The organism is Halomonas fontilapidosi (assembly GCF_014192285.1).
GTDB lineage: Bacteria > Pseudomonadota > Gammaproteobacteria > Pseudomonadales > Halomonadaceae > Halomonas > Halomonas fontilapidosi.
The window spans coordinates 32,015-52,814 of record NZ_JACHXQ010000004.1 but is presented as its reverse complement, the minus strand read 5'-3'; the positions used below and the strand labels follow the sequence as shown (position 1 = coordinate 52,814).

Here is a 20,800-nt window from a genome sequence, read left to right as displayed (position 1 = left end):
GGGTTGTCTCCTGACGAAGCAGGCCGGGGCGAGCCCCGGCCTGTAAACTCTGTGGAAGGAAAGGCGGGGGTCAGCGCTCGACGCCGATGTCGTGCGCTTCACCGGCGTCCAGCAGCCAGCGATAGGTGTAATCTGCGAAGCTGCGGCGTACGACCAGCTCCCAGCGAGCGTCGGAGGGGCGGCGCAGGATCACCGTGGTCTTGGCAAAGACCGTGGTGACGCCCTTGCCGACCGGGAAATGGCTGGGATGCACATCGTAGATCACCGACTTCATCAGCAGCTCGCGGGCGGCCTCGCCTTCCAGCTCGACCAGGGTCTGGCCGCCGCTGACGTTGCTGATGGCGAAGTGGGCACCGGCCAGGGCCTCCCGCAACCGGTTCTCCAGCGTGAACTCCTCGCCACCGGGCACGATCACCAGCCACTCATCGGGAGAGAGCCACTGGATGGAACGCTCGCCCTCGGCATCAAGGACAAGGCCCTGCGGCTCACCGGGCAGCGAGATACCCAGCACCTCGCGAACCGCCTCGTCGAGGACGATGGCGCCGCCGCGCAGGATCAGGTGGCCCAGAAACGGCCGCTCGCGCAGCGTCACGCGACTTCTGGCCGTGGCGGCCGGCGCCCCGAAGCGTCGATAGGCGTAAGCCAGCGGCGATTCCAGGGGAATCTTGGCATCGGTGCGAGTATCGAAGATGGCGACGTTAGACATTCTGACGCTCTCCCTTGGGATCGACGAAGATCGGGCTGACAATTTCGGCTTCGTGGGTCTGACCATCGGCCATGGGCAGATAAACGGTTTCGCCCATGCGCTGTTGACCGCCCTTGATCACGGCCAGGGCAAAGCCTGAATCCAGGGTCGGGCTGTAATAGCTCGAGGTCACGTGGCCCACCATCGGCATGGGAATCGCATGCGTCGGATCAAGGACGATCTGCGCCCCCTCCTCCAGCACCACCTTGGCATCCTTGGGCTTGAGGCCCACCAGCTGCTTGCGACCTTCGCGTTTCGTGTCCTCGCGCGTCAGCGCTCGCTGGCCGATCCAGGAAAACGGCTTGTCGTAGCCCACGCACCACTGCATGCCGAGGTCTTCCGGCGTCACCGAGCCATCGGTCTCCTGGCCGGCGATGATGAAGCCCTTTTCCGCGCGAAGCACATGCATCGTTTCCGTGCCGTAGGGCGTCAGGCCGTATTTCTCGCCATGGGCGAACAGCGCATCCCATACGTGCTGGGCATAGTTGGCCTGGACGTTGATCTCGTAGGCGAGCTCGCCGGTAAACGAGATGCGGAACACGCGGGCGGGGACGTCGGCCACCTTGCCCTCGCGCCAGTCCATGAACTGGAAGGCCTCGCGGTCCAGGTCGATGTCGGTGAGCTCGGCCAGCAGCTTGCGGGCCTCGGGCCCGGTGATGGTCATGGTCGCCCAGTGGTCGGTCACCGATGTGAAATAGACCTGCAGCTCGGGCCACTCGGTCTGATGCCAAAGCTCCAGCCACTCCAGCACGCCGGCCGCGCCGCCGGTGGTGGTGGTCATCAGGAAGTGGTTCTCGCCCAGGCAGCTGGTGGTGCCGTCATCGAACACCATGCCGTCGTCCTTGCACATCAGGCCATAGCGCACACGACCGGGGGCCAGCTTGGCCCACTTGTTGGTGTAGACCCGCCCCAGGAACTCACGGGCGTCGGGGCCCTGGATATCGATCTTGCCCAGCGTCGAGGCATCGAGGATGCCGATCGCCTCACGCACGGCACGGCACTCGCGGGCCACCGCCTCCGCCATACTCTCGAGTTCGCCGTTGACGGCATCCGCGCGTACTTGTGGAAAGTACCAGGGCCGCTTCCACTGGCCCACGTCCTCGAACTCGGCGCCGTGCTCCACGTGCCACTGATGCATGGCGGTGTAGCGCTCGGGGTCGAACAGTTCCCGACAGTGACGGCCGACGATGGCGCCGAAGGTCACCGGGGTGTAGTTGGGGCGGAACACCGTGGTGCCCACTTCCGGAATCGACTTGTTCAGGCAGCGCGCGGCAATGGCCATGCCATTGATGTTGCCGAGCTTGCCCTGGTCGGTGCCGAAGCCCATGGCTGTGTAGCGCTTGACGTGCTCGATGGACTCGAACCCCTCGCGCGTGGCCAGTTCGATCCCCGCCGCGGTGACGTCGTTCTGCAGGTCGACAAACTGCTTGGGGGCCCGCAGCGTCGGCTTCTCGTGGGGAACCTGATAGAGCGCGCAGGCAGGGCCATCGCGACGCGCGGCGACCTTCGGCAGCTCGATCGAGACCGCCTGGAAGCCGAGCTCGCTGGCCGCCTGGCCGCCCGCGTGCTGACCGTCCGCCAGCACCTCGGCGGTGGCATAGATGCCGTGGGCACCGCCGGCCGCGCTCACGCCCTTTACCAGGGTCGGAACGAAGGCCAGCAGGTCATCGCGCCAGGTCGGCCGCCCCCCTGTGTGGGAGGCCAGGTGGATGACCGGGCTATAGCCGCCGGAACTGGCAATGGTGTCACAGTCGAGGGTCTCGGCCTTTCCGACGACCCGAAAACCGTCCAGATCGACCTTCGCCACCCGCGCACCAGTGACTCGCGTGTCACCCTTGGCCTCGACCACCGCGCTGCCGGTCATGATGCGAATACCCTGGGCTCGGGCCTGCTCGACCAGTTCGCCGTCGGGGTTGGCGCGCGCATCGGCGATGGCCACCACCTCGCGCCCGCTCTCCAGCCAGTCCAGGGCGGCACGGTAGGCGTGATCGTTGCTGGTGGAGAGCACCAGTCGCTGGCCGGGCACAACTCCGTAGCGGCGGACATAGGTCGACACCGCGCCGGCCACCAGGTTGCCCGGCACGTCATTGTTGGCATAGACCAGCGGACGCTCATGGGTTCCCGTCGCCAGTACCACCCGGCCAGCCCGCACGCGGTGCATGCGTGAACGTACCTGACGATGACCATCGCGCAGCGGGGCCGTCTCGCCGAGGTGCTCGGTGCGCCGTTCATGCAGCGTCACGAAGTGGTGATCGTGGTAGCCGTTGGCCGTGGTGCGCGGCAGCAGGGTCACGTTCTCCATACCGGCCAGCGTGGCGAGAGCTTCTGCCACCCACTGAGACGCCGGCTTGCCGTCGAGGCGCTCACGCGCATCCAGCAGCGAGCCGCCCATCTCCTCCTGCTCGTCGCAGAGGATCACCCGAGCGCCGCTGCGTGCCGCGGCCAGCGTGGCCGCCAATCCCGCAGGACCGGCGCCGATTACCAGCACATCGCAGTGCTGATGCAGATGATCGTAGATGTCCGGATCCTGCTCCGTGGGGCTGCGCCCCAGGCCCGCTCCCTTGCGAATGAACTTCTCGTAGGTCATCCACAGCGACGCCGGCGCCATGAAGGTCTTGTAGTAGAACCCGGGCGGCATGAACTGGCCGCCCAGCTTGCCGACCAGGCTCATCATGTCACGCTGGACATTCGGCCAGCCGTTGGTACTGCGCGCCACCAGGCCATCGAACAGTGCCTGCTGGGTGGCACGCACGTTGGGCACCTGCCCCGCTTCACTGCTGCCGAGCTGGACCACGGCATTGGGCTCCTCGGCACCGGCGGCCACGATGCCGCGCGGGCGGGAGTACTTGAAGCTGCGGTTGACGATATCCACGCCGTTGGCCAGCAGCGCAGCGGCCAGGGTGTCACCGGCATGGCCCTGATAGCGCTTGCCGTTGAAGGTGAAGTGCAGCTTGCGGGAACGGTCGATGCGTCCGCCCTGGCTGAGGCGATTGGGTTGGCTCATGCGTGGACTCCTGCCTGTTGCGCGACCTGTGCCGGGTGCATCGCCGCTGCGTCGCTGCCGCCCTGGGGATACTCGGCGGTGAATGACGGCTGCTCGCCCATCTTGTAGGTCTCGAGGATCTCGTAACTCACGGTATGCCGTGTGATGTTGAAGAACTTGCGACAGCCCACGGCGTGAACCCACAGCTCATGGTGGATGCCGCGCGGGTTGTCACGGAAGAACAGGTAGTCGCCCCACTCCTCGTCGGTGCAGGCGGCGGGGTCCGCCGGGCGGGCGATATGCGCCTGACCCTTGGGATGAAATTCCTCCTCTTCTCGGAGCTCGCCGCAGTAGGGACAGTGGATATTGAACATGGCGAAATCTCCTTAGTGGGCCACGCCGGCGGCACCGTGCTCATCGACCAGCGCCCCGGTATGGAAGCGGTCGATGGAAAACGGCGCGGCAATCGAGTGCATCTCACCCTTGGCAAGGCTGGCCGCGAAGACATGCCCCGACCCCGGCGTGGCCTTGAAGCCGCCGGTTCCCCAGCCGCAGTTGAAATAGAGTCCCTTGACCCGGGTCTTGGAGAGAATCGGGCAGGCATCCGGACAGGTATCGACGATCCCGCCCCACTGGCGATTCATGCGCACCCGCGAGAAGATCGGGAACATCTCGACGATGGCCTGCAGCGTGTGCTCGATGGTGGGGTAGCTGCCGCGTTGACCGTAGCCGTTATAGCCGTCGATCCCGGCGCCGATCACCAGGTCGCCCTTGTCGGACTGGCTGATGTAGCCGTGTACATGGTTGGACATCACCACGGTGTCGAGCACCGGCTTGATCGGTTCGGAGACCAGCGCCTGGAGGGGATGCGATTCCAGCGGCAGCTTGATACCGGCCATCTTGGCCAGCACGCCGGAGTTGCCGGCGGTCACGCAGCCTACCGTCTTGGCCTCGATGTCACCCCGGTTGGTATGCACCCCGTGGATCTGGCCATCGCGGATCTTGAAGCCGGTGACCTCGGTCTGCTGGAGGATATCCACGCCATGGGCGTCGGCCGCTCGGGCGAATCCCCAGGCGACGGCATCGTGACGCGCCACCCCGGCGCGGGGCTGCCAGGAGGCACCGAGCACCGGATAGCGAGCGTTCTTGGAGCAGTCCATGATCGGCACCAGGGCCTGAACGCCCTTGGCGTCCAGCACTTCCCCGTCGATGCCATTGAGGCGGTTGGCGTTGACCCGACGCTGGATATCCCGCATGTCCTGCAGGGTGTGGCCCAGGTTCAGCACGCCGCGCTGGGAGAACATGACGTTGTAGTTCAGGTCCTGGGAGAGGCCCTCCCACAGCTTCATGGAGTGCTCATAGAGGGCGGCGGCCTCGTCCCACAGGTAGTTGGAACGCACGATGGTGGTGTTGCGGGCGGTATTGCCCCCGCCCAGCCAGCCCTTCTCGATCACTGCCACGTTCTTGACGCCGAACTCCTTGGCCAGATAGTAGGCGGTGGCCAGGCCATGGCCGCCGCCGCCGACGATGATCACGTCGTACTGTTTCTTGGGCACGGGGTTGCGCCACTGACGCTGCCAGTTCTCATGATGGCTCAGCGCGTGCTTGACCAGCCCGAAGCCTGAATAACGTTGCATAGGGGTCTCCTCAGCTCGGCATCGCCGGGCCGTGCCCGGCGGCCGGTTCAAGCGATGGTTTCGACGCCAGTCTCGACGTCGGCGATGGCCGATCCATAGACCGGATGACGCGCACACACCTCGGCGACCTTGGCCTTCACCTCGGCTTCCACGGCGGCGCTGTCACGACCGGCCGCCAAGGCGTCGAGGATGTCGCAGATCCAGCCGGCCAGCGCTTCGCACTCTTCCTCACCGAAGCCGCGGGTGGTGACGGCCGGGGTGCCAATCCGCAGTCCCGAGGTCACGAAGGGGCTCTGGGGGTCATTGGGCACGGCATTCTTGTTGACCGTGATATGCGCCCGGCCCAGCGCGGCATCCGCGTCCTTGCCGGTGACGCCCTGGCGGATCAGCGAGACCAGAAAGAGATGGTCGTCGGTTCCGCCGGAGACCACATCGAAGCCGCGCTCGATGAAGACGTTCGCCATGCGCCGCGCGTTGTCGATCACCTGCCGCTGATAGCGCACGAAGTCCTGACTCATGGCCTCGCGAAACGCCACAGCCTTGGCGGCGATGACGTGCATCAGCGGGCCGCCCTGCTGACCCGGAAAGACCGCGCCGTTGAGCTTCTTGTAGAGGGCCTCGTCGCCGCTGGCGGAGATGATCAGGCCGCCGCGCGGACCGCGCAGGGTCTTGTGAGTGGTGGTGGTCACCACGTGGGCATGGGGCAGCGGGCTGGGATAGTGGCCGGCAGCGACCAGTCCGGCGACGTGGGCCATGTCCACCAGCAGCCAGGCGCCAACGGCGTCGGCGATATCGCGGAAGCGACGCCAGTTGATAACGCGCGAGTAGGCCGAGAAACCGGCGATGATCAGCTTGGGCTGGTGCTCGTGGGCCAGGCGCTCGACCTCGGCGTAGTCGATTTCGCCGGTTTCCGCGTTCAGTCCGTACTGCACCGCCTTGTAGTACTTGCCGGAGAAATTGGGGGCGGCGCCGTGGGTCAGGTGGCCGCCGTGGGCCAGGCTCATGCCCAGCACCGTATCGCCCGGCGAGACAAGCGCCATGAAGGCCGCCGCATTGGCCTGGGCGCCGGAGTGCGGCTGAACGTTGGCGTAGTCGGCGCCGAACAGGTCACAGGCCCGATCGATGGCCAGCTGCTCGACCACGTCGACGTGCTCGCAGCCGCCGTAGTAGCGCTTGCCGGGGTAACCCTCGGCATACTTGTTGGTCAGCTGGGTGCCCTGGGCTTCCATGACCTGGGGGCTGGCGTAGTTCTCCGAGGCGATCAGCTCGATGTGCGCTTCCTGGCGAGCCACCTCGTCGGCGATGGCGGCGGCGATCTGCGGGTCGGTCGTTGTAAGGTTGTTGGCGTTCATGACATCACCCTGGTGGTTGGCTTCGTTACGTTAAGAGAAAGCGACGCGCGAGGTATTCTGGAAACGACACCGCCGTCATTGCGCGAGACAGCGATCCGCCATGGAGGTGAAGCGCCGCCGGATGACGCGCCGGCGGAGCACGGCGCGGTCAATATTCCACCACCACATCACCCAGCGGCTTGCTGCAGCAGGAGAGGATGTAGCCCTCGGCCACGTCGTCATCGGTGATGCCGCCGTTATGATCCATATCGACCTGGCCGGCGGTCAGCGGCACCCGGCAGGTGCCGCAGATCCCCATGCCGCAGGCCTTGGGAATGTGCAGGCCCAGCTTGGCCGCCGCGGTATGCACCGTGTCGCCCGGCTGAATGCGCACGCTCTTGCCGGACTGGCGGAACTCGACGCTGATCATGTCGGCGACATCGAGTTCCTCGGCCTCGGCCTCGGCCTGCTCGACGTGTTCGATCACCGTCTCCTGAACCGCCAACGGCGTGGCGCCGAACGACTCCTCGTGGTAGTGGCTCATGTCGAAGCCCTTGCCCCGAAGCAGCTGCTTGATGGCGGCCATGTAGGGCGTGGGGCCACAGCAGAAGATCTCGCGCTCCATCAGGTCCGGCACCATGAGTTCGAGCATCGGCAGGCCGAGGTAGCCGCGAAAACCGGCCCAGGCGTCGCCCAGCTGGTCGCTGCGCTCGCAGACGATATGCAGCCCGAATTCGGGAATCCGCGAGAAGATGTGCTCGAGTTCACGATGGAAGATGATGTCGCGCGGCGTCCGCGCGCTGTGCACGAACTGCAGGTCCACGGCCGCGTTGGTGTCGAAGAACCAACGCGCCATCGACATCAGCGGCGTGATCCCGACGCCGCCGGACAGCATCAACACCTTGTCGGCGGGGTAGTCGATGACGTTGAAGTTGCCGACTGGCCCATGCACCGCCAGTTCGTCATTGACGCCCAGGTTCTCGTGCAGCCAGTTAGAGACCATGCCACCGGGAATGCGCTTGACGGTGATCGAGAAGCTGTAGGGCACGGACGGCGAGCTGGAGATGGTGTAGGAGCGCATCACCTGCTGGCCATCGATCTCCAGCTCCAGCGTCACGAACTGCCCGGGCTTGAAGAAGAACATCACCGGCTGCTCGGCCATGAAGCAGAAAGTGCGGGTATCCCAGGTTTCCTGGATCACCTTGACGCAGCGCACCAGGTGACGGCCGTTGGTCCAGGTCTGGGTTGTGACGGGATTGAGAAAGCTCATTGTCATTATCGTATCGCCCGGGCTGCAGCATGAAGGCCTCCGGCAGCGGTACTGCCGCCTGCCGTTGAGCGCATTCTGCGCAGGCTGATGCGCCTCGACTTGCCTGCCAGCGACACGGACATGCCCGTGGCCTCCGACCCGGGTGTCTATTGATGAGCGTCGCGTCGCTGCCGCATCACCGGGCGTCGCGGCCAGACAACCGCCCCCCCGGACGCTGATCCACACTCGCCGCAACCCGCTACCGCCATTGCCCGTGAGCGGCCATCGACAGGATCCCGGATTTCCCTTAACAACCCCGAGGCCGCTCGAGCGGCCCAGCAAGAGGATGTATCGCCATGGACCCCATGTCTCCCGCCCGCCTGGATGACCCACTGGCATTGGCACGCGAAGCCACCGCCGAGCTGCTGACCCAACGCCGTCGACACTTCTCGCTGCCGCAGCCTTTCTATAACGATGCCCGACTGTTCGCCCTGGACATGCAGGAGATCTTCGAGAAGGAGTGGCTGTTCGCCGGCATGACCTGCGAGATTCCCGCCAAGGGCAACTTCATGACCCTGGAGGTGGGCGACAACCCGGTGGTCATCGTGCGGGGCGACAAGGGCAGCATCCATGCCTTCCATAACGTGTGCCGGCATCGCGGCTCGCGGCTGTGCGTCAGCGACAAGGGCAAGGTGGCCAAGCTGGTCTGTCCCTACCACCAGTGGACGTACGAACTGGACGGCAGGCTGCTGTTCGCCGGCAGCGACATGGGGACGAACTTCGATCTCGATGCCTACGGGCTCAAGCCGGTGAACGTGCGCAGCGCCGGAGGCTATCTCTTCGTCAGCCTGGCCGAGGCGCCCCCGGCCATCGACGACTTCCTCGACAGCCTAGAGCACTACCTCGCCCCCTACGACATGGAGAATGTCAAGGTGGCGGTGGAGTCGAGCATCGTCGAGCAGGCCAACTGGAAGCTGGTGATCGAGAACAACCGCGAGTGCTACCACTGCAACGGCGCCCATCCGGAGCTGCTCAACTCATTGCAGGAATTCGACGACAGCGATGACCCGCGCGCCTCCCCGGCCTATAAGGCGCTGGTGGCGCGCAAGCAGCAGCAGTGGGAGGGAATGGGCGTGCCCTGGCAGCTGAAGCGTCTGGGCAAGCGCAACCGCCTGACCCGCACGCCGCTGCTGGAGGGCACCGTCTCGATGACCATCGATGGCCAGCCGGGATGCCGCAAGCTGATGGGCCGGATTCCCAGCGCTGATCTCGGGGCCCTGCGCATCCTGCACCTGCCCAACTCCTGGAATCACTTCATGGGCGATCACGCCGTGGTGTTTCGGGTAATGCCGCTAGGGCCCCAGCAGACGGTGGTGACCACCAAGTGGCTGGTCCACAAGGATGCCGTGGAGGGCGTCGATTACGACCCGACCCATCTGCGCCGCGTCTGGGATGCCACCAATGAGCAGGACCGTCGCCTGGCGGAGGAGAACCAGCGCGGCATCAACTCCCGGGGCTACGAGCCCGGCCCCTACTCGGAGACCTACGAATTCGGCGTGATCGACTTCATCGACTGGTACAGCGAGAGCCTGCTCGAGAACCTCGGCCATACCGCCCCGCAGCTGAAGGTCGTAGAGGGCTGAGCCCCTGTGGAAAGAGAACGCCCCCGTGCGACGGGGGCGGATAGCTAGGTTGGCTTTATCGTCCGAGGATCAGGAGACCCTGACGCCTCGGGGCCGGCAAGATCGCCTTATTCCAGCGGGTTAGCCGCCGACCCCGTGGCCTCGACCCGTTCGGGCACCTCGTCTTCGTTCAGCGTTTCATCATCCGGTTCCAAGGTATCGGCGAGATCACCCCCCGCCACCGGATTGGCGTCCGAATCCGTGGCCTTGACCCGGGGCGGCACCTCGTCCTCGCTCAGTGCTTCACCATCCGGACCCAGCGTATCGGCCAGATCACCCTGTTCGATGGGATTAGTCGCTGAATCCGTCGCCTTTGCCGCCGGGTCATCTGCCGCAAAGGCCAACGGGCCGGCAACCAGGCCGAGCGATATACCGAGAATTGCCATCCTCTTCAGCGCGTCTTGGTGTTTCATACGACACCTCCTGATTTGAGAGGCATCCGTCCAAGCGGGCGAATGCGTACTTCTCTCTTTTCTTTCAGTCTAGACACACCGGACTCGACGTTGCGAATCATGCATGACGTACATGATGACACCGGCCCTTTCTCCCTCCGCGTGAATGCGTAGGGAGAAAGGTGAAGCTTGGCAGGGTGGCACTGGCCTAACGCAACTCGGGCAGCAGGAAGCGCTCGATGGCGTCACGCACCGAGGGCAGCATGATATCGGTGCGTGCCATCAGCTCGCGCACCGTTTCCGCAAGCCCCGGCACCCCCACGTCCCTGAGCTTGCATCGCGCCATGCGCGCGCAGGTTTCAGGAGAGGCGCCCGCCGGGATACGGATGCCCAGTGCGATCAGGCGATCACGGAAATCATCGCCATCGATCAGTTCGACGATCATCATGGCCGGCCCTCCTCCATCTCAATCGCTCTCTGCCAGCGCCGCTTCCGCACGGCCCAGGCGGCAGGCGGCATACTTGAACTCGGGGATCTTGCCGTCGGGGTCGAGCGCCGGGTTGGTCAGGATGTTGGCCGCCGCCTCCACGTAGCAGAAGGGCACGAAGACGATGCCCTCGACCATCAGCGGGTCGACCCGCGCCTTCAGGGTGATCGTCCCGCGCCGGGTGGTGATGGTGATCGGCTCGCCCGGGGTCACGCGCAGACGCACCAGCTCCGCCGGTGCCAGGCTCGCTACCGCCTCGGGCTCAAGCTCATCGAGCACCCGGCTGCGACGGGTCATGGAGCCGGTATGCCAGTGCTCCAGCTGGCGGCCCGTGATCAGCACCGTGGGATAGTCGCCGTCGATAGGCTCATCGGGCGGCAGCGGGCGGGTCGGGGCAAATTTTGCCCGCCCGGTCGCGGTCGGGAAGGCATCCGAGAACACCACGTCGGTGCCGGGGGCGTCGTCGGCGGGGCAGGGATAGGTCACCGAGCTCTCGCGCTCGAGGCGCTCCCAGGAGATATGGTCGAGCGAGGCCATGCCCTGCTTCATCTCGGCGAAGACCTCGCGCGGATGGCCGTAGGCCCAGTCCAGGCCCAGGCGATTGGCGATCTGCTGGATGATCCACCAGTCGGTACGCGCCTCCCCCGGCAACGGCACGGCAGCACGCCCCAGCTGCACCTGGCGATTGGTGTTGGTCACGCTGCCGTCCTTCTCCGGCCAGGCGGAGGCCGGCAGGATGACATCGGCGAACTGGGCGGTCTCGGTGACGAACAGGTCCTGTACCACCAGGTGCTCGAGTCGGGCCAGGGCCGCTCGGGCATGCGCGAGGTCGGGGTCGGACATCGCCGGGTTCTCGCCGAGGATGTACATGCCCTTGATGGTCCCGGCCGCAATGGCGTCCATGATTTCCACCACGGTAAGCCCCGGCGTGGCGTCGAGCGGAGTGTTCCACAGCTCCTCGAAGGCCGCACGTATCTGGGCATCGGTCACCGGCTGGTAGTCGGGCAGTACCATGGGGATCAGCCCGGCATCGGAGGCGCCCTGGACGTTGTTCTGGCCGCGCAGCGGGTGCAGGCCGGTGCCGGGGCGGCCGGTATGACCGCAGGCCAGCGCCAGCGAGATCAGGCAGCGGGCGTTGTCGGTGCCATGCACGTGCTGGGAAATGCCCATGCCCCAGAAGATCATCGCCTTGTCGGCGGTGGCATAAAGCCGTGCGAGCTCGCGGATCTGCTCGGGGGCGACGCCACAGGCCGGTGACAGCGCCTCGGGGGTCAGCTCATGCACATGCGCCTTGAGCGCCTCGAAGCCCTCGGTGTGGGCCTCGATGTAGGCCTGGTCGTACAGCCCCTCGCTGACGATGACGTTGAGCATGGCGTTGTAGAGCGAGACGTCACCGCCGGGCGTGAAGCGAACGCTGCGATGCGCGTAGGCGTCCAGCGCCTGGCCGCGGGGATCGAGGATGATCAGCTTGGTGCCGTTGCGGGCCGCCTGCTTGAAGTAGGTGGCCGCGACCGGATGGTTAATCGCCGGGTTGCAGCCGGTCAGGATCACCACCTCGGCCTCTAGGGCCTGCATGAAGGAGGCCGTCACACCCCCCGAGCCGATGCACTCCATCAGTGCCGCCACGGAGCTGGCGTGACAGAGCCGGGTGCAGTGATCGACATGGTTGCTGCCGAAGCCGGTACGCACCAGCTTCTGGAACAGCCAGGCCTCCTCGTTGGAGCACTTGGCGCTGCCAAAACCGGCCAGCGCATCGGGACCATGAGCCGCCTTGAGCTCGGCAAGCCCCGCGGCGGCGAGGTCCAGTGCCTCCTCCCAGCTCGCCTCGCGGAAATGCGTCAGCGGCGTGGCCGGGTCGAAGTCGGGATCAAGCCCCTTGGGCATGCCCGGCCGGCGGATCAGCGGGCGGGTGAGCCGCGAGGGATGATAGGGGTAGTCGAAGCCGAAACGCCCCTTGACGCACAGCCGGTTCTGGTTGGAGGGGCCGTCGCGGCCCTCGACGAACAGGATCTTCTCGTCCTTGATGTGGTAGGTGAGCTGACAGCCCACCCCGCAGTAGGGACACACCGAATCCACGCGGCGATCGGCGACTCGGGAGTCGCCACGCCCCTCGGCGTCGACCAGGGTCGCCGGCATTAGCGCCCCGGTAGGACAGGCCTGGACGCACTCGCCGCAGGCCACGCAGGTGCTTGCGCCCATGGGGTCATCGAAGTCGAAGACGATCTTCGCCGCGGCGCCGCGGTGAGCTAGGCCGATGACGTCGTTGCCCTGGACCTCGCGACAGGCGCGCACGCAGAGATTGCACTCGATGCAGGCATCGAGATTGACGTTCATTGCCGAGTGCGTGGCGTCATGGCCCCCGGCATGGGGCAGCGACGCCGAGCGTTCGGCGACGTGGTGTACCGTGGGCGTCGCACGCTCGGCCCGTGAGGGCAGGCGCTCGCGCACGGCGGTGGCATCGATGGCAAGCTGGTCGGCCATGGCCCAGAAGTGGCTCGAGCGGTCCGGGCCGTCGTGGCGGTCGGGCTGGTCGGCGATCAGCAACTCCATGACGCCTTCGCGGGAGACACGGGCGCGCTCGGAGGTGGCGCTCTTGACCACCATGCCGGGGGTCGCCTCGCGCAGGCAGCTCGCCGCCAACACCCGCTCGCCCTCGACCTCGACCATGCAGGCGCGGCAGTTGCCGTCGCTGCGGTAGCCCGGCGCGTCCTTGAAGCAGAGGTGCGGAATGGTCTCGCCGGCGCGCTTGGCGACCTGCCAGAGGGTCTCGCCGGGGAGGGCGTCGACCTCGGCGCCATCCAGGGTCAGGGTAAAGGTCTCGTGTGCCATCATCTGTCTCCCTACCCTTTCACGATCACGTTCTGGGCGGCGAGTTCGCCGCGGAAATCCTTGAGCAACCCCAGCACCGGATTGGGCGCCGCCTGCCCCAGGCCACAGATGGAGGCGTCCATCATCACCTGCGAGAGTCGCTCGAGTTCCTCGACCTGCCATTCATCACGCTCGAGCAGGCTGAGCATCTTCTCGGTGCCGACTCGGCAGGGCGTGCACTGGCCGCAGGATTCGTCGGCGAAGAAGGCCAGCAGGTTGGTGGCCACCGCCTTCAGGTCATCCTGGTCGGAAAGCACGATGATCGCCGCCGAGCCGATAAAACAGCCCTCGGCCTGCAGGGTGTCGAAGTCCAGCGGGAGATCGGCCTTGCTGGCGGGCAGGATCCCGCCGGAGGCACCGCCCGGCAGATAGCCGGCCAGGCGATGGCCGTCGGCCATGCCGCCGCCATACTCCTCGACCAGCTCGCTCAAGGTGATGCCGGCAGGCGCCAGGTGGACGCCGGGGCGTCGCACCCGGCCGGAGAGCGAGAAGCTGCGTAGGCCCGTCCGGCCATGGCGGCCGTGGCCCGCGAACCACTCGGCGCCCTTCTGCCAGATCTCGGGAATCCAGTAGACGGTCTCGACGTTGTTGACCAGGGTCGGCTGGCCGAAGAGCCCCTTCTGGGCGACGAAGGGGGGGCGATGGCGCGGCTTGCCGGGCTTGCCCTCCAGCGATTCGATCATCGCTGACTCCTCGCCGCAGATGTAGGCGCCGGCCCCGCGGCGCAGCACGATATAGCCCGCCGGCACCAGGCCTGCCGTCTCGAGCTCATGGATCGCCGCACGCAGCACCCGGTGCAGGCCCGGGTACTCGTCACGCAGATAGAGGTAAAGCGCCTCGGCCTCCACCGCCCAGGCGCTGACCAGGGCACCCTCGAGGAAGCGGTGCGGCGAACGTTCGAGGTAGTAGCGATCCTTGAAGGTGCCGGGTTCGCCCTCGTCGGCGTTGATCGCGCAATAGCGTGGCCCCGGCTCCTGGCGCACGAAGTGCCACTTCTTGAACGTGGGGAAGCCGGCGCCGCCCAGGCCGCGCAGGTTGGCTCGTTCGAGCGTCGCCATCAGCGACTCGACCGTGACACCTCCCGCGCGGCAATCAGCAAGCAGCGCATAACCGCCCGCGGCACGATAGTCCGCCAGGCGCTGCCAGACGATCGCCTCGGGATGGAAATGGCCGGTATCCACCACGGCCTCCACGCCCTCGGCGGTGGCGAACGACAGATGGTGATGCCCCACCTCCACCACCGGCGCGGTGTCGCAGCGGCCCATGCAGGGCGCCCGCACCACCCGTACCGCCTGCGGGTCGAGCCCGGCTTCCAGTTGCGCCTTGAGCGTCGCGGCCCCGGCCAGCTGGCAGGAGAGCGAGTCGCAGACGCGCACGGTCACCGCCGGCGGCGGTGCCTGGTCGTCATGCACCACGTCGAAGTGAGCGTAGAAGGTCGCCGTCTCGTAGACCGTGGCCATGGGCAGGTTCATGTAGGCGGCCAGCGCCCGAAGCGCCACCAGCGGCAGATGGCCGTGAGCATCCTGAATGAGGTGCAGATGCTCGATCAGCAGGTCACGGCGCCGCAGCTCCGGGTCGCTGCGCTCGTCACCCAGGAGTTGGCGCAACGAGGCCAGGGCAACGGGGGGCAGGTCACGGCCACGGGGCCTGCCGCGGAAACGGCGCTGAGGGGAGACGGTCTCGACGGTCATGGCGGGCTCGTTATTGTGCTGGTGAGGTGGAACGCAAGGGATGGCTGACGGCCTTTTCACAGGCACCGAGGGGCATCTTCGGCATGGTGTCACCCGCCCCCCATCAGGACAATATTTGGACATCGCAGCGGTGGGCAAATGGATATGAGGATGTCGCTCTCAGCACGCCTCGCCGTCAATGGTCTCCTGCAGGGCAGCATAGGCCACCATCTCGACGAGCATCTCTTCCCGGGCAAATCCCGATACGATGATCGCGGCGCGATTGGGGTAGGGCGCGCTGACGGCCTCGGCATAGAGGCGATTGACCGTGGCCAGGTCGTCGCGTCGCGTCACATAGATCAGCACCTGAGTCAGGCTGGACATGCCACCCCCGGCACACTCGAGGGTGTGGCGCAGGTTCTCCAGGGTCTGGCGGGTCTGGGCCTCGATGCCACCCTCGACGACAGCGCCATCGGCGCCGATCGGAATCTGGGCGGTGAACAGGATGCCGTTGCCGATCACGGCCCACTCCAGCGGGGCCTTGGCGGCATACAGGCCGGTAGCGACAGGTTGGATCATGGCAGCATCTCGTCAAAAGGTGAGTCAGTCATTGTCGTTGTCGCCAGCACCGGCACCGCCCCGCGAGGCCTCGCTGGACTCCACCAGGATGCGATGCGCCAACGTCTTGAGACGCGCCCAGATGGCATCATCCACCTCGATGCCTTCCTCGAGGGCCAGCTGTCGGCAGGCCAGCAGCTCCGACTCGGGATGATGGGCCAGCAGGTCGAGGTCATGGTCGGCGCCCAGCGATGGCAACAGCTCCACGTGATTGGCCATCACCAGGGTGATGCCGTCGTTGGGCTCGTTCTCCTCGGGCACATCGCGTACCGAATAGACGCGCACCTCCGGCGTGGTATGCCCCGCGCGGAAGCCCACCACCTGCTCGGTAAGGGGCACCTGGGCATTGCGCCAGAAGGCGGTGATGTTCATGCCCCGCCCGGCCAGTCGTGACAGGTAGCCCATGATCAGCTGGCGATTGTGGCAACGACGGATCTTGACCACCGATAGGCCGCGGGCCCGCGCCTTGGCAAAGCCAAGCTCGGTGGCCAGGCTGATGCTGCGCAGCACGCTGTGGCCCAGGCCATCGAGCACCGCCAGATCACCGTCCTGGTAGATCACTCGGGGCCGTGCCTCGTGAGACTCCTCGAGCAGGTAGTCCAGGCCCCGGTTGAGCTGCTCGACGCCGTGCAAACCGTGACACTGCATCCAGGCGACCATGTCGGCGGCGTCGGCGGCATCCCCCTCCTCGAAGCCGACCCCGCTGAATGCCTTGCGGCACAGGCCCTGAAGTTCGTTGTAGGACACCTTCATCCGGCGACTCCTCTCGAACGCGCCTGCAAGGATCTTGCCTCTCCCTCGCGATGAGGCTCGAGGGGAAAGCTCCAGTCGTCGAACTCGGCAAGATCCTGTGGCTCGGCATTGAGTTCCTCGACCAGCGGCGCGCCCTGGAAGAGGGTGATCCGCACCCAGCGATCCGACTTGGGGTCGAAGCGACTGGCCCCGAAGAAGGAGAGCTTGGTGCGCAGCAGGTGCATCGGCTTCATGTCGCGATGCCAGAGGTTGGTGTGGATATCACCATAGGGCGCCTTGACCAGCGACTGGACGCGTCGCACCACCTCCTTGTGACGGGGATGCTCGAGCAGGAAGTCGACCACCGTGGCACGCGGCTGCTCCACGAGGAATTCGCAGACCGCCTGGTGAGTGTGTGCCACGCGCGGGCCGATGGCGATCGGCATCTCCTTCTCTGCACCGGGCTCGGCATGACGCACCCCCAGCCTTGGCTCCTCCTTGTCGGCGGAGCGATACCAGAACCAGTAGGCGCCCTCGCGGCTCTGGTAATCATGGGCCAGCGCCCATTCGTAGTGGGTCTCGACCAGCTGTCGAAACCGCATCAGCGGCATGTCGGGCTCGAGATCGAGGTTCTCCGCCACCCCCATCTGGTCCTCCAGCGCATCGACCTGATCAGGATAGAGCTCGATCAGCAGCGTATTGATCAGCTCCTGGGCCTCCAGCGGCAGCGTCCGGGCACTCCACTCCACCAGCTGCTGCCAGATGTCCGCTTCGAGGGGCACGCTGGCCAGCCAGGTCAGCACATCGGGCAGTGCCGCCACCGTGGCCGCATTGCGCTCGGTCTGCTCGGCATCCTCGGTCACGGTCTCGTCGAGATGGCGCATGGCGCGCCGCGTCAATGCGATCAGCGCCAGGCGATCGGTTTCCGTCGGCACCTGACGCAGGGCCAGCGCCAGGGCCGTCTCACGCTGGGTAATCCACTGCGCAATCAGCTGCGGATGGTGGATCAGGAAGGGGGCCATGCCGAGTCCCGTGGAATTGCCGATACCCAGGTAACGCCGCAGTTCGGGCGCCAGCGGGCAGGCGGTATCCGGTGAGCGGCAGGCCGCGAGGTGTTCCACCTGCTCGATGGAAAAATGCCGCAGCAGGTAGACGCCGGCCATCTGCGCCGAGAAGGGGCGCCGAAAGTCGGGGTTGTCCAGCAGACGGGCGAAGTCGGCGAGTCCAAACTTGCCGTTACCGTAGACGGCGGTGGTCCGGTACAGATAGCCGACCCGGGTCAACCAGGCGGGATCGGGCTGCTCGCCATCCGCCAGGGCGTCGACGAAGTGGGCAAAGTTGCGCAGGCTCTTGTTGGCCCGCGACAGCACCAGCACCCGGGGGTGCTGACGCCCTGCCTCCTGCAGCGGCACGTTGGCCGCCATCTGCGCCAGCAGGCTGTCATCGACGTCACCCTCGACCAGGCCGAAGGTCACGTCCCAGGCCTCGGCGATGACCCGGTCGGAGCGCTTCGCGTCGTCCAGCGGCTGGGCGAACATCACGCCGTGATAGCGACCATGCGGCGTCTGCAGGCGGTAGATGGCCGACCCATGGCCGTTGGCGTCCAGGTCGAAGCGCACCCGGCTGATCTGCCACCGCTGGCGGGCCATCTGGCGTACCAGGCTGCGCACGAAGCTCAGCCGGGTGGCATGCAGGCTGCCGAGCCGCTCGAGCCGCATCACCTCGTCGGCGGGACGCAAACCGGACGGCGAGACCGAGATGAGATCCGCGTTAGTCATTGACGATCACCTTGGGGCGGGTGGTGAGGCCCTGCTGACGCGCCATGGCGTAGGCCGCCTGAGGGCCGGTCCACAGCGACGGCAGGAGTATCAGGGAGACGGGGATGGCGGTGATCACGATGAATTGCTGGAGCACACTGATCTGGCCGGCGCCCATGTTGAGCAGGATGGCCGCCATCAATGCCATCGCGATGCCCCAGAAGATCCGCACGCCGGTATGCGGCCGATCATGCCCGGTGCAGACCACGGCAATGGCGTAGCTCATGGAGTCGCCGGTGGTGGCAACGAAGATGGTGGTCAACAGCAGGATGGCCAGCGCCATCAGCGTACCGCCCGGCAGGGCCTGGGCCACGGTGAGCGTCGCCACGTCGAACTGGAAGTTATTGAGGGCTTCGCCGAGGTCGATGGCGCCGGTCAACTGGAAGTGAATCCCCGAACCACCGAGCAGGGTAAACCACACGGTGGTGGCAATGGGCGCCATGACCGCGACGGCAAGGATCATCTGGCGGATGGTGCGACCCCGCGAGATGCGCGCCACGAAGATCGCCATCAGCGGGCCATAGCCGATGAACCAGGCGAAAAAGAACACCGTCCACCACTGCATCCACCAGGCAGGCGCGGTTTCCGAGGTCATGGTGGCCATGGCCAGGAAGGAGCTCACGTATTCGCCGAATCCCTGCAGGTAGGCGTTGGTGAGGAACAGGGTAGGCCCGAACACGAAGATGATGATGGCAATGGCCAGCGCCAGAAAGACATTGAAGCGGCTGAGCAGTTGGATGCCCCTGTTGATGCCGGTGGCGGCCGAGGTGACGTACACCGCCCCGAGCACCACCAGGATCACCAGCTGGGTGGTATAGCCCTCGGCGAAACCGACCAGTTCATGCAGGCCGAAGCTGACCTGGGTGGCCAGGAAGCCGATCGGGCCGACGGTCCCCGCCACCACGGCAATCACGCAGCAGGCATCGACCACACCGCCGATCCAGCCCTGCAGCAGGCGCTCGCCGAACACCGGATATAGCAGGGTGCGAGGCTGCAGCGGAAAGCCCTTGTCGTAGTGCCAGTGAGCCAGCACCACGGCGGTCAGCGAGCCCAGCACGGCCCAGGCCAGGAAGCCCCAGTGCATGAACGACTGCGCCAATGCGCCGGCCACCGCCTCCACGGTCCCCGGCTCGGTGTCGAAGGCCGGCGGCGTGACCACGAAATGGTAAACCGGCTCGCCGGCGGCGAAGAACACGCCGCCCCCGGCCAGCAGGGTGCACAGGATGATCGACAGCCACTTGAAGGTGCTCAGCTCGGGCTTGTCGAGGTTGCCTACCTTGGCGCTGGCCGCCGGTGAGATGGCGAGTCCCATGGCGATAAAGAACGTCAGCAGCAGCAACAGCTGGAAATAGGAGCCGAGCATGGCGGCGGTCCAGGCAAAGCCGGCACCGATGGTGCTGGCCACGGCCTCGCTGTCGTAGAGCGACAGCACGACGAACAGCACGATGAAGCCGGCGCTCAAGCCCAGCACGACGGGGTCACCCAGGGAATGGCGACGCTGGTCGGCACGGGGCTTTGAAGAGTGGGAGGGAGAGCTCATGAGGGGTGCCTCGTTATGTCGTTATTAGGCTGGAATAGCTGGCGTAGTGGACGTCAGGACGAAAGGGGAACGGCGGCACGCTCAAGCAGTGCCACCCAGTTGCGGCCCATGATGCGTTCAACTTCGTCGTCGTCGAAGCCGCGCTGGCGCAGGCCGTCGATCAGGTTGGGGAAATCCCGGCTGTCGCGCAGCCAGGAAAGCGGGCGCGGCCAGCCGGCATTGCTCGCGCTGCCCTCGCCGTAGTCCATGTCCTTGGACCAGCGCCCGTTGCGCATCCATTCCAGCACCGCGACGGGCTGTTCCTGGCAGAGGTCGGTGCCCATGCCTACGTGCTCGATTCCCATCAGGTCGACGGTTCGCGCGATCATCTCGCAGTAGGCCTCGAGGGTGCAGTCCGGGCCATCCTTGAGGTGGAAGGGATAGGCCGAGAAGCCCAGCAGGCCATCGCACTCGGCAATCGCCGCGAGCACACGATTCGACTTGTTGCGCTTGGCCGGGTGAAAGAACTCGGGGTTGGCATGGGAAATGATCACCGGTCGCTCGGAGAGCTCGATGGCCTCCAGTGTGGACCGCTCGGCACTATGGGACATGTCGATGACCATGCCGACCCGGTTCATCTCGCGAATCACCTGCCGACCGAAGCGCGTGATGCCGCTGTCCTCGTTCTCGTAGCAGCCACAGGCGAGCAGGCTCTGATTATTGTAGGTCAGCTGCATGATCATCAGGCCGAGCCGGCGCATCACCGCCACCATGTCGATGTCATCCTCGATCGGCGAACAGTTCTGGGCGCCGAGAAAGATGCCCACCTTGCCGGCGGCTCGCGCCTGCTCGATGTCGCCCGGCTCGCGTACCGGCATGATCAGGTCGTGATGCTGCTCGAAGCGTCGATTCCACTCGCCGAGGCGCGACAGGGTCTCGCGGGTGTTCTCGTGATAGACGAGCGTCGCATGCACCGCGTCGAGACCGCCTGCCTGCATCTGCTCGAAGATTTCCCGTGACCAGTTCGAGTACTGCAGGCCGTCGATGGTCAGCATTTGCTTGGACATGGA

At 66.0% G+C, this 20,800-nt stretch carries 16 protein-coding genes; 1 reads left to right on the top strand and 15 read right to left on the bottom strand.

Going from position 1 to position 20,800, the window contains the following annotated elements; genetic code table 11:
* Positions 1–70: 70 nt before the first annotated feature.
* The 6 genes from FHR95_RS07610 to FHR95_RS07585 form a co-directional block, all read right to left on the bottom strand.
* Positions 71–706, bottom strand: coding sequence for a sarcosine oxidase subunit gamma (locus FHR95_RS07610; RefSeq protein WP_183313956.1), 636 nt, complete (start codon positions 704–706; stop codon positions 71–73).
* The gene (locus FHR95_RS07605; protein WP_183313955.1) at positions 699–3,749 is read right to left on the bottom strand and encodes a sarcosine oxidase subunit alpha; all 3,051 of its coding nucleotides are present in this window, start codon (positions 3,747–3,749) and stop codon (positions 699–701) included. Before FHR95_RS07605 ends, FHR95_RS07610 begins: the two co-directional genes overlap by 8 nt.
* Positions 3,746–4,102 (bottom strand): sarcosine oxidase subunit delta, encoded by a 357-nt coding sequence (locus FHR95_RS07600; RefSeq protein WP_040183514.1) that lies wholly within the window; start codon positions 4,100–4,102, stop codon positions 3,746–3,748. The genes FHR95_RS07605 and FHR95_RS07600 overlap by 4 nt, the downstream gene beginning before the upstream one ends.
* A gap of 12 nt (positions 4,103–4,114) precedes the next feature.
* On the bottom strand, positions 4,115–5,365 hold the full coding sequence (locus FHR95_RS07595) for a sarcosine oxidase subunit beta family protein (RefSeq protein ID WP_040183515.1): 1,251 nt from the start codon (positions 5,363–5,365) through the stop codon (positions 4,115–4,117).
* A gap of 47 nt (positions 5,366–5,412) precedes the next feature.
* The gene (glyA, locus tag FHR95_RS07590; protein WP_183313954.1) at positions 5,413–6,717 is read right to left on the bottom strand and encodes a serine hydroxymethyltransferase; all 1,305 of its coding nucleotides are present in this window, start codon (positions 6,715–6,717) and stop codon (positions 5,413–5,415) included.
* 148 nt (positions 6,718–6,865) lie between these two features.
* Complete coding sequence (locus FHR95_RS07585; protein ID WP_183313953.1) at positions 6,866–7,972, bottom strand: FAD-binding oxidoreductase; 1,107 nt, start codon at positions 7,970–7,972, stop codon at positions 6,866–6,868.
* 329 nt (positions 7,973–8,301) lie between these two features.
* Here FHR95_RS07585 and FHR95_RS07580 point away from each other — a divergent pair, with 329 nt between their 5' ends.
* The gene (locus tag FHR95_RS07580) at positions 8,302–9,588 is read left to right on the top strand and encodes an aromatic ring-hydroxylating oxygenase subunit alpha (protein ID WP_183313952.1); all 1,287 of its coding nucleotides are present in this window, start codon (positions 8,302–8,304) and stop codon (positions 9,586–9,588) included.
* Positions 9,589–9,695: 107 nt separating this feature from the next.
* Here FHR95_RS07580 and FHR95_RS07575 read toward each other — a convergent pair whose 3' ends face one another.
* The 9 genes from FHR95_RS07575 to FHR95_RS07535 form a co-directional block, all read right to left on the bottom strand.
* Complete coding sequence (locus FHR95_RS07575) at positions 9,696–10,040, bottom strand: hypothetical protein (protein ID WP_183313951.1); 345 nt, start codon at positions 10,038–10,040, stop codon at positions 9,696–9,698.
* A gap of 187 nt (positions 10,041–10,227) precedes the next feature.
* Complete coding sequence (locus FHR95_RS07570; RefSeq protein ID WP_040183520.1) at positions 10,228–10,467, bottom strand: hypothetical protein; 240 nt, start codon at positions 10,465–10,467, stop codon at positions 10,228–10,230.
* Positions 10,468–10,485: 18 nt separating this feature from the next.
* Entirely contained in the window at positions 10,486–13,335 is a 2,850-nt protein-coding gene (fdhF, locus tag FHR95_RS07565) for a formate dehydrogenase subunit alpha (protein WP_246378441.1), read from the bottom strand.
* An 11-nt stretch (positions 13,336–13,346) separates the two neighbouring features.
* Positions 13,347–15,065, bottom strand: coding sequence for an NAD(P)H-dependent oxidoreductase subunit E (locus FHR95_RS07560; protein ID WP_221199259.1), 1,719 nt, complete (start codon positions 15,063–15,065; stop codon positions 13,347–13,349).
* A gap of 159 nt (positions 15,066–15,224) precedes the next feature.
* Entirely contained in the window at positions 15,225–15,623 is a 399-nt protein-coding gene (locus FHR95_RS07555) for a RidA family protein (RefSeq protein WP_183313949.1), read from the bottom strand.
* 24 nt (positions 15,624–15,647) lie between these two features.
* Positions 15,648–16,415 (bottom strand): Ldh family oxidoreductase, encoded by a 768-nt coding sequence (locus FHR95_RS07550; protein WP_183313948.1) that lies wholly within the window; start codon positions 16,413–16,415, stop codon positions 15,648–15,650.
* Complete coding sequence (locus tag FHR95_RS07545) at positions 16,412–18,172, bottom strand: hypothetical protein (protein WP_183313947.1); 1,761 nt, start codon at positions 18,170–18,172, stop codon at positions 16,412–16,414. The genes FHR95_RS07550 and FHR95_RS07545 overlap by 4 nt, the downstream gene beginning before the upstream one ends.
* Positions 18,165–19,751: a BCCT family transporter gene (locus tag FHR95_RS07540; RefSeq protein ID WP_040183525.1), complete on the bottom strand. Its 1,587-nt coding sequence runs from the start codon at positions 19,749–19,751 to the stop codon at positions 18,165–18,167. The genes FHR95_RS07545 and FHR95_RS07540 overlap by 8 nt, the downstream gene beginning before the upstream one ends.
* 53 nt (positions 19,752–19,804) lie before the next feature.
* Positions 19,805–20,797, bottom strand: a complete 993-nt coding sequence (locus FHR95_RS07535; protein WP_179861987.1) for a dipeptidase — start codon at positions 20,795–20,797, stop codon at positions 19,805–19,807.
* Between the last annotated feature and the right edge of the window lie 3 nt (positions 20,798–20,800).